Genomic DNA, 9,182 nt, shown 5'->3' on the forward strand with positions numbered 1-9,182 from the left:
CCACCCCCCGCACCCCCACCGAACACACCCTCACCACCATCTGGACCACCATCCTCGGCACCCCACACATCGGCATCCACGACAACTTCTTCGAACTCGGCGGAGACTCCATCCTCTCCATCCAGATCATCTCCCACGCACGACAGAAGGGTCTGCGACTGACCTCCAAGCTCATGTTCGTCCACCAGACGATCGCCGAGCTGGCGGCTGCCCTGGAGGAGCACGACGACGCCGGCCCGTCCCTCGCGGAGGACGCGTCCGCGCCATCGGGCGCGGTCGAACTCACCCCGGTGCAGCGGTGGTTCCTAGAGGAGCACACCACCCACCCCGACTGGTACGCGATGTCCGTGCACGTGACCCTGGCGCCGGACACCGACCCCGCCGTGCTGGAACGCGCCCTGGCCGCGGTCGTCGGCCACCACGACTCCCTGCGCCTTCGGTACACGGACGAGGGGAGTGGCAGGTGGAGCCAGCGGTACGGGGCGGCTCCGTTGGATCTGCTCACCGTGCAGGAGGTGCCGGGCGCGCCCGACCGGGAGGAGGCGGTGCGCGAGGCCGCGCTGCGGGCCCAGCAGGCGCTGGACCTTCGCGGCGGCGCGCTGGTGAAGGGCGTGTTCCTTCGTGGGCCGGAGGCATCGCCGCGCCTGTTCCTCGCGGTGCATCACATGGTGATGGACGGGGTGTCGTGGCGCATCCTCCTGGAGGACCTCGCCACCGCGTACGCTCAGCTCGCGGCGGGACGGCACGCGGACCTCGGCGTCAGGTCCAGCAGCTACCAGCTGTGGGCGCGGCGGCTCACCGACCTGGTGCGCTCGGGCGGCCTGGACCACGAGATCGCCTACTGGCGCAAGGCCGTCTCCGGTGTCGCGGACATCGCCGGCACCGGTTCGGCGACCAGCACGTACGGGGAACTCGCGGTCGAGTCCGCGGTCGTGGACCGGGCCACGACGGAGGCACTGCTGCAGCGCGCGCCCGCCGCGTACCGGACACAGATCAACGACGTCCTGCTGGCCGCGCTCGGACGGGTCCTGGGCGAGTGGGCGGGCGAGCCGGTCACCATCGCACTGGAGGGCCACGGCCGCGAGGAACTCTTCGACGATGTCGACCTCTCGCGCACCGTCGGCTGGTTCACCACCATCTACCCCGTCACTCTCGATGTGCCCGAAGGTCCCTGGCCCTCAGCGCTGAAGGCGGTCAAGAAGGCCCTGCGTAAGCTGCCAGGACGCGGGCTCGGCTACGGTGCCCTTCGCTACCTGTCCGTTCCGGGCAGTGCCGCGCACACCGCTCTCGCGGCGGCTCCGCACCCGAGGATCAGCTTCAACTACCTGGGCCAGTGGGACGGCGCCCACGGCGAGGGCGGCCTGGTCCGGGACCGGCTGGACAGCCTCGGCGCCGACCAGGCCCCCGGCCAGAAACGCCCGCACCTGCTGGATGTCGTCGCAGCCGTCGAGAACGGCGAGCTGCGCATCGACTGGATGTACGCCCCCTCCATCCACACCCCGGCCACCGTTCGCCGGCTAGCGGACGAATGTGCCACCGCCCTGCGGCAGATCGCCGCCGCGGCCGTCAACTGACTTACCAACCGGAAGGAGTTGTTGTGTCTCGCTATGTCCTGAGTGGAGACGAGAAAGACGAACTGGCCAGGATCGCGGACGAATTCCTGGCAGTGCACCCCGTCTGGGCGCCGCTGGAGTACGCGGACGACATACGTGTCGAGGCGGAGCGGCTGCCGGCGGGCGTACGTCGGTTCCTGGTGGCGTCGCGCGGCGCCGAGGACTCGATCATCGTGGTCGCGAACCTGCCGGTCGACGAGAGCCTCGTACCGACGCCGCCGGGCTGGCAGATCGCGGAGAAGGAGGGCGCCGCGATACGCGAGGAGCTGGTGCTGCTGCTGATCGGCTCCGTGCTCGGCGAGCCCTTCGGCTGGGTCAACCAGCAGAACGGCCGGCTGGTGCACGACGTGTGCCCGGCCAAGGGGCAGGAGCACTCCCTGACCAGCGCGAGCAGCCAGCAGCAGCTCACGCTGCACACCGAGGACGTCTTCCACGCCTGCCGGGGCGACTACGTGGCGCTGATGTGCCTCCGCAACCCCGACGCGGTGGGTACGACGGTGGCTTCGGTGGAATCCGTGGCGTTCGACGAGCGGGAGCGGCAGGTACTGCACCAGGACCGTTTCCGGTTCTTCCCGGACGACTCCCACAACGTGGTGCCGCAGCACAGCGCGGAGAACCCGTCGGCCCTGGAGGAGCGTCCGCACGAGGTGGCGTCCGTGCTCTTCGGGCCCCAGGAGGCCCCGTACCTGCGCATCGACGCCGACTTCGCCAGCCATGTGCCCGGGGACGCCGAGGCCGAGCGCGCCATGACCCGGGCCGCCGAGCGGCTGGCCGACGCGGCGGAGCGCGTGATCCTGAGCCCCGGAGAAGCGGTGTTCATCGACAACTACCGGGTCATCCACGGCAGAGAGACGTTCACACCGCGCTACGACGGCACCGACCGATGGCTCAAGCGCACCAGCCTGGTCCGCGACCTGCGGCGCACCTACGTGCACACGAAGTCGCGTTCACGGCTGCTCGGCTGATGCGGCGCGGAACCCGGGAGCGTGGCGGCGCGCGCGGCTTCACTCTGCTGTGGGTGGGTTCGGCCTTCGGCGAGTTCGCCTACAGCAGCTCCCTGATCGTGCTGCCGCTGATCGTCCTGTCGGTCACGGGCTCACCGGCGCGGGCGGGGGTCATCGGGTTCGTCGACGCGACGGCGATGCTCCTGGCGGGCCTGCCCGCCGGGGCCGTCGCCGACCGGTACGACCGCCGCTCCGTGCTGCTGTGGTGTCAGGCCGTGCTGTGCGCCGTGTTCGGTGCGCTCGCCGTGCTCCTGTGGGCGGGCATCGTCTCGCTCCCCGCCCTGGCGGGTCTCGCTCTGGTCAACGGGGCGGCGACCGCCCTGACGATGGCGGCGGGCGAGGCGATGCTTCCGAGCCTGGTGGCGGAGGAACGGGTCTCCGACGCGGTGGCGATGAATGCGGCCCGCACCTACGCGGGCCAGCTGGCCGGCACCTCCGCCGGCGGGTTCCTACTGGCGGTGAGGAACGCGGTCCCCTTCGTCGTGGGAGGCGTGGCGCACCTGACCGGACTGATCCTGCTGCTGTTCCTGAAGCGGCAGCCGCCGACGGGTTCCACCGAGCGGCCCGGACTCAGCGGGCGGGGGCTGCTGGAGGGGGTCCGCTGGATCACCGGGCATCCGTTCCTGCGCACCGGGCTGCTCTGCGCGGCGGCGACGAACTTCTTCTTCGGGCTCATCTACTTCATCGTCATCGCCTCCGCGCAGACCAGTGGCATGCCCACGGGCCTGATCGGCGCCATGGCCGGGCTGCTGGGCGTCGGCGGCCTGCTGGGTGCCCTGGCCGCGCCGCTGCTTCAGCGCCTGCTCACCGGCGCCCAGCCCATCTACCTGGTGCTGTGGACCTTCGTTCTGCTCACCGCAGGGATCGCGCTCCTGCCCGGGGGCTGGACACCGGGCGTGCTGCTGGGCGCGATCGCCTTCGCGGCGCCGACGGCGAACGCGTACTTCAGTACGTACCAACTGCTCCTCACCCCGGACAGCCACCGAGGCCGGGTGATGAGCGTCGCGGGTATCGCGGGCGGTGGCAGCGGCGCGATCGCCCCCCTGGCGGGCGGCATCGTCCTGGACCTGGCCGGTCGCCTCACCGGGCTTCTGGCGTGTACGGCCGTGATGGCGGTGATCGCCCTGCTGGCCACGCTCAGCCCCTCCCTGCGGGACGTCGCGGGCCCCGGGCGAGCGGCGCCGCCCGGGAACGCCGAGCCGGAGCCCGAGCCGGACAAGGCCGCCGCCTGATGCCCGCCCGGTCCCTTACAGACAGGTAAAGACAACACACCATGACACTGGATCTGGCCCACCCCGACCTCTACACCACGGATGCCCGCTTCGACATGTGGCAGGAGTATCTCCGGTCGGATGCGAAGCTCTGGAGCGAGCCCGGAATCTCCCCGTCCGGCTTCTGGTCGGTGTTCTCCCATCAGGACGTCTCCACCGTCCTGTCCCCCAAGTCCCCATTCACCTCCGAGTACGGCATGATGCTCGGCTTCGACGCCGAACACGCCGACCATTCGGGCGGCCGGATGCTGGTGGTGAGTGAGGGAAGCTGGCATTCCGCTCTCAAGCGTCTCATCGGTCCCTTTCTGTCCCGGCTGCGCGCTCCCGAACTCCAGTCGGTGCTGCGGGAGGAGGTCGGTCAGATCATCGGGCGGCTCCGTTCCGAGGACTCCACCGACATCGCCCTAAGTGTCGGACCGCGGCTGCCCGCCGCGATCGTGTGCGAGGTCATCGGTGTGCCGCTCAGTGAGCGGGAGCAGCTGATCGAACTCACCAATCACGCGTTCGGCGGCGAGGAGAGCAGCTTCGACAAGATGACGCCGGCCGAGGCCCACACGGAGATCCTCTTCTACTTCCACGAGCTGATCGAGCGACGGCAGAAGGAGCCAGGACCGGACCTCGTCAGCGCGCTCCTCGCGGACAGCCGGCTGAGCACCGAGGACGTACTGGTCAACTGTGACAACGTGCTGATCGGCGGGAACGAGACCACCCGGCACTCGATCACCGGGGCCTTCCACGCCTTCTCGGCGTATCCCGGCGCGCTGGCGGCCCTGCACGCCGACCCCGGCCTCACCGAGCGCGCCGTGGAGGAGGTGGTCCGCTGGACCTCGCCGGCGGCACACGTGCTCCGGGTGGCCACCGAGGACTGTGAGATCGGCGGTCAGCAGATCCGCGAGGGCCAGGCCGTCGTGGCCTGGCTGGCCGCGGCCAATCGCGACGAACGGCTCTTTCCGGATCCGCACCGCTTCGATCCGGACCGCGCCCCCAACCGCCATCTGGGTTTCGGCACGGGTCCGCACCACTGCCTCGGTGCAGCTCTCGCCCGGCTCGAACTGCATGAACTCATACGTCAATTGGCATTGGAGGCGCGTGCGGTCGAAGCGGACGGACGGATTCAATGGATGCGGTCGAATCTGGTCCAGGGCTACAGCCATCTTGAGGTCACTATGCATTGGCACTGACCCCCTCACATTCATATGATCTCGAAACGACTAACGGGGGGAGCTTTGTCGTGCTAGAACTGCACCTGAGCGTAGGGGATTTGGCCCGAATTCATATAGTGGGGTCCCTGGGTATGGCCTTCGAGAGCCATCTGGCATGGGGACGGTTGGGAGATCAGGGACGCGACGCTCTGTTCGAATGGCGCCGCACCGCCAGACACCGCTTGCGCAGACTGCCGGCCGCCCGTCTGCGGACAAGGCCCTCCCTCTCTCTCGCGGAGACCCTCTCCTCGCCACGCGTACACGATGGGGACGCCTTTCACACCGTGGCCGTCGAACCCTTCTGGCCGCGCATACACCGGCTGCTGAACGCGGAACGCGACGCGTGCGGCCGGGCGATGCTGGACGGCGGGATGGAGCAGGTGCTCAACAGCAGACACGATGCCGTCCACTGGGACGCACCGATACTGCGCATCGACAGCCCCCAGCATCCCAGACGCACCGCCCTGGCCGACCGGGGCATGGCGCTCGCGCCGTCACTGTTCGCCCCCCATCCGATTCTCATCGACGACCGGATGGGCTGGGACGGGCCGCCGATCCTGGTCTACAACATCACTCCCGACGCGGAGACAGCCACCTCCCTGTGGCAGGAGAGCGAGGACGAATCCGCCCTGCACGCCCTGCTCGGCCGCACGCGCGCCGATGTGCTGGCCGTGCTGCGCGAGACCCGCTCGACCGGACAGATCGCCGACCGCCTCCAGATATCCAGCCCCTCCGCCAGCAAACACCTGTCGATCCTGCGCCGCGCCGGGTTCGTGACCACCGAACGCCGGCAGAACCTCGCGGTCCACAGCCTCACCCCGCTGGGCGAGGCCATCCTCCGCTGAAGAAACGGGCCTGACATGCACTCGTTCTACCTGACCCGCCACACCCGTCCGGAGCGCCCGGCCCGTCGCCTGGTCTGCTTCCCCCACGCGGGCGGCGCCGCAAGCTTCTACCGCGGCTGGCGCCAGTACACCGACCCCGCGGTCGAGCTGCTGGCCGTCCAATACCCGGGGCGCGAGAACCGGATGCGCGAGCCGCTGATCCCCACGATGGAACGGCTGGCGCCGGCCGTCAGCGAGGAACTGCTCGCCCTGCCACCGCTGCCCACGGTGCTGTTCGGCCACAGCATGGGTGCGGCTGTGGCCTACGAGAGCCTCCTCCTCATGGAGCGGGCCGGCAGCACCGACGTCACCCGCCTGTGCGTGTCGGGCCGAGGGCTCGACACGGCCCAGGACACGGCCCCGCGGACGGACGAGGACGTGATCCGGGCGGTCACGTCCCTGGGAGGGACGAACGCGACCGTCCTCGACGACCCGGACCTGCGGGAGCTGCTCCTGCCCATCATCCGCAACGACTACCACCTCATCGACGCCTACCGTCGGGCCGACGACGCGCCCCTGCTGCGCGCCGACCTCCATGCCCTCACCGGCGACCGGGACCCCCGGGTCACTCCGGGGGAGGCGGAGAAGTGGCGGACGGCCACATCGGGCTCCTTCGCCCTCACCGTCCTGCCGGGCGACCACTTCTACCTGGTGCCGGCTGCCGAACGGACCGTGCGCGCCGCCCTGCAAACGGTGGGGTCCCTTCCGGTTTAGTCGCCCCTCCGTGGTCGGGTAAGCCAGCGGCACACTCGGGGGGTGCCCGGATGTCCTGGCGCCCGCTCGCGGCGCAATCTTCTCTTATGAGTCGAGACCGGCCCGTAATTATCATTCTTCCGTTCGTGCTGCTCTGCGTGTACGTTCTCAGCGCCGTCACACCAGGTCCGCCCGAGGAACAGGCTCTGCGGGCCGCGCGGCACGCGGCGCACCCCCTGCGCACCACGGAGCCGGACGGTGACCTGGGCGACCTGCGGCCCCTCGGCCGCATGGTGGGAGACGCGAAGGTGGTGGGACTGGGCGAGGCCACGCACAGCTCCCACCAGTTCTTCACCCTGAAGCACCGGGTCCTGCGCTACCTGGTGGCGCACAAGGGCTTCCGCACCTTCGCCCTGGAGACGAGCTGGAGCACCGGACTGCGGCTGGACAGGTACGTGCGGACGGGGAAGGGCGACCCGCGGCGCATCATGCGCACGGAGTTCCAGGACACCTACGCGTGGTGGAACACCCGGGAGTACCTCGCGCTCGTCGAGTGGATGCGGGCGTACGACGTCCGGCACACCAAGGACCAAGTACGCTTCATGGGCGACGACTTCGCGTACGCCGGGCCCGAACTGTACGAGAGTGTGCTCGGGTACGCGCGCCGGTACCGGCCGGAGCTGCTGCCACGGCTCACCGGCCTGTACCGCGGCCTGCGGCCCGCGACGGCCGCCGGCACCTACATGAAGGCGTACCTGACCCGTCCCTTGACCGAGCGCCGCGCCATGGCGGCCCGGACGAGGTCGGCGCTGTCCCTCCTGGAACGGCAGCCGGCCGGCGCCGCCCCCGCCACCGCCTCCCGCGCCTGGGCCGTGCAGAACGCGAGGGCCATCTCGCAGACCGCTCAGGGCTACGCCTTCGACTTCGACGACCCCGCCGGCGTCAGGGCCTCCATGCGCTACCGGGACCACCTCATGGCGGACAACGTCGCCTGGTGGCAGAAGCAGACGGGCCTCAAAGTACTGCTGTCCGCACACGACAACCACGTCGCCTACCGCTCGTCCGACCCCCGATACCCCCGCATGCAGGGCTCCTTCCTCCGGCAGCGGCTGGGCACGGGCTACGTGAGCGTCGGTACGACCTTCGGGCACGGTTCCTTCAACGCGACCGGCCCCGACAACGCCACCCACGTCTACACGCTGAGCGCCCCGGCGAAGAACACCACCGAGCACTTCCTCGACCGGGTGAGCCACCGCGACTACCTCATCGACCTCCGCGCGACGGCGGCTCCCGCCCGCACCTGGCTGGACCGGGCCCGCCCGACCCGCAGCATCGGCACGGCATACCCCGAGCCCGCCGAGCGCATCGCGCCCGCCCGGTCCTACGACCTCCTCATCCACCTCCACCACATCACCCCGGCCCACCTGCTGGCCACACCGCGGTGACGGTCGGCGGCCGTCCCCGAGGACGCCCTCACGTCGCGGTCCGCGCGACGCGCACGGTCATGCCGCACCTGCCCCTCGGGACCGTCCGTCAGTGACTGCCGCCCCGCCGTCTCGCTGACGCCGTGCCAACCAGCTTTTGTGCCGGGCGCGTTACCAGGGCCGCCGACCGAGGGGCCGCCACCGCTGTCGCGCCGGCCACGTCACACTACGTCCGCCCCGTCTGCCCGCCCTCCGGAGCGGGCGGAGTGGTGTCGGGCGTCGCGGAGGAGGCCGTTGGGCGCAGTCGGGCCGGGTCGGTGCGAGTGAGGGCCGTCGGCACGTCCGGTCGCCCGCCGGTCTCGTACGCCGCCGTGAAGTGCTGGTCGCCGAGCGCGGTCCCGGCGCGGGCGTCCAGTGCGCGGATCCGCGGATCGGTACGGTCGTGGGCACCCCGCGGGCGGGCCGCCGCGCCGAGCAGGGCGGCCACGGCACGGTGACACCCTTACAGCGCGGCGAGGCCGGCCGTGGTCACCAACGCCACCGTCGCCGTCCCCGTCCTCACCCTCGTCCCCGTTCTCGTCCTGGACGGACCGTCGGGCCGCGCGCTGACAGTGAGCGCCTTCGACCGCTGGTACGGCGCGGTGCCGGTGTGGACGTGGGTCCGGTCCTCCCCCGTGAACGGCGTCGAGTGGCTCGGGTGCCCGGAGCCGTCGGCGCCACCGGAGCGATGCTTCCCGCACCGGGCCCACGTCGGACGGCGCGGACCGCTACAGCGCCATCCCGGGGACGCGCTCGCGGATGGCGTCCGTCTCCGCCTCGTCGGAGATGCCCTGCCGGTCGTCCCTCGGGGGGGACGGCTGCTCCGGGGCCTGCACGCCGTCGTCGGTGAGTTCGGTGCCCAGAAAGGCCACGCCCGCGTCGATCTGCTGGATCGCCCCCGCGCCGGCCAACGGTGCGGGGGCGACCGGCCGGCGTCGCGGCCAGGCGGGCGCGACCTGGGGCCCCGCGGACCCGCGCCCCGGTGCGGCCCGGGGGAGCCCGCCCGGCCGCTGCAGGGGGGGGGGGGTGAGGACACGGGCGGGGAGGCAGAG

The 9,182-nt window shown here is 70.9% G+C and carries 9 protein-coding genes; 7 read left to right on the forward strand and 2 right to left on the reverse strand.

Annotated features, from left to right (window positions below; translation table 11 throughout):
• The 7 genes from LCE31_RS04970 to LCE31_RS05000 form a co-directional block, all read left to right on the forward strand.
• Positions 1-1,574, forward strand: a 1,574-nt coding sequence (locus tag LCE31_RS04970) for a condensation domain-containing protein (RefSeq protein WP_225012733.1), incomplete at its 5' end; no start/stop codon positions are given.
• A 23-nt stretch (positions 1,575-1,597) separates the two neighbouring features.
• Positions 1,598-2,578 (forward strand): TauD/TfdA family dioxygenase, encoded by a 981-nt coding sequence (locus LCE31_RS04975; protein ID WP_225012734.1) that lies wholly within the window; start codon positions 1,598-1,600, stop codon positions 2,576-2,578.
• Complete coding sequence (locus tag LCE31_RS04980; protein WP_225012735.1) at positions 2,578-3,849, forward strand: MFS transporter; 1,272 nt, start codon at positions 2,578-2,580, stop codon at positions 3,847-3,849. Before LCE31_RS04975 ends, LCE31_RS04980 begins: the two co-directional genes overlap by 1 nt.
• A gap of 41 nt (positions 3,850-3,890) precedes the next feature.
• Positions 3,891-5,069 (forward strand): cytochrome P450, encoded by a 1,179-nt coding sequence (locus LCE31_RS04985; protein WP_225012736.1) that lies wholly within the window; start codon positions 3,891-3,893, stop codon positions 5,067-5,069.
• Between the two features lie 305 nt (positions 5,070-5,374).
• Entirely contained in the window at positions 5,375-5,935 is a 561-nt protein-coding gene (locus tag LCE31_RS04990) for a winged helix-turn-helix domain-containing protein (protein ID WP_225012737.1), read from the forward strand.
• A 15-nt stretch (positions 5,936-5,950) separates the two neighbouring features.
• Positions 5,951-6,688 carry a thioesterase II family protein gene (locus LCE31_RS04995; RefSeq protein WP_225012738.1) on the forward strand — a complete coding sequence of 246 codons (738 nt, stop codon included), beginning with the start codon at positions 5,951-5,953 and terminating at the stop codon, positions 6,686-6,688.
• Between the two features lie 86 nt (positions 6,689-6,774).
• Entirely contained in the window at positions 6,775-8,112 is a 1,338-nt protein-coding gene (locus LCE31_RS05000; protein ID WP_225012739.1) for an erythromycin esterase family protein, read from the forward strand.
• A 205-nt stretch (positions 8,113-8,317) separates the two neighbouring features.
• On the opposite strand, the gene LCE31_RS05005 is transcribed toward LCE31_RS05000, so the two are convergent.
• Both LCE31_RS05005 and LCE31_RS05010 read right to left on the reverse strand, forming a co-directional pair.
• Positions 8,318-8,578, reverse strand: coding sequence for a hypothetical protein (locus LCE31_RS05005; RefSeq protein ID WP_225012740.1), 261 nt, complete (start codon positions 8,576-8,578; stop codon positions 8,318-8,320).
• A gap of 280 nt (positions 8,579-8,858) precedes the next feature.
• A complete protein-coding gene (locus LCE31_RS05010; protein ID WP_225012741.1) occupies positions 8,859-9,041 on the reverse strand; it encodes a hypothetical protein in 183 nt (60 codons plus the stop codon).
• Between the last annotated feature and the right edge of the window lie 141 nt (positions 9,042-9,182).

It is taken from the genome of Streptomyces sp. 8L, from assembly GCF_020176795.1.
Classification (GTDB): domain Bacteria; phylum Actinomycetota; class Actinomycetes; order Streptomycetales; family Streptomycetaceae; genus Streptomyces.

Excerpts from the sequence above, each read along its gene's own strand:
- LCE31_RS04980 (WP_225012735.1), top strand. The coding sequence starts at position 2,578 with ATGCGGCGCGGAACCCGGGAGCGTGGCGGCGCGCGCGGCTTCACTCTG.
- LCE31_RS04985 (WP_225012736.1), top strand. The coding sequence starts at position 3,891 with ATGACACTGGATCTGGCCCACCCCGACCTCTACACCACGGATGCCCGC.
- LCE31_RS04995 (WP_225012738.1), top strand. The coding sequence starts at position 5,951 with ATGCACTCGTTCTACCTGACCCGCCACACCCGTCCGGAGCGCCCGGCC.
- LCE31_RS05000 (WP_225012739.1), top strand. The coding sequence starts at position 6,775 with ATGAGTCGAGACCGGCCCGTAATTATCATTCTTCCGTTCGTGCTGCTC.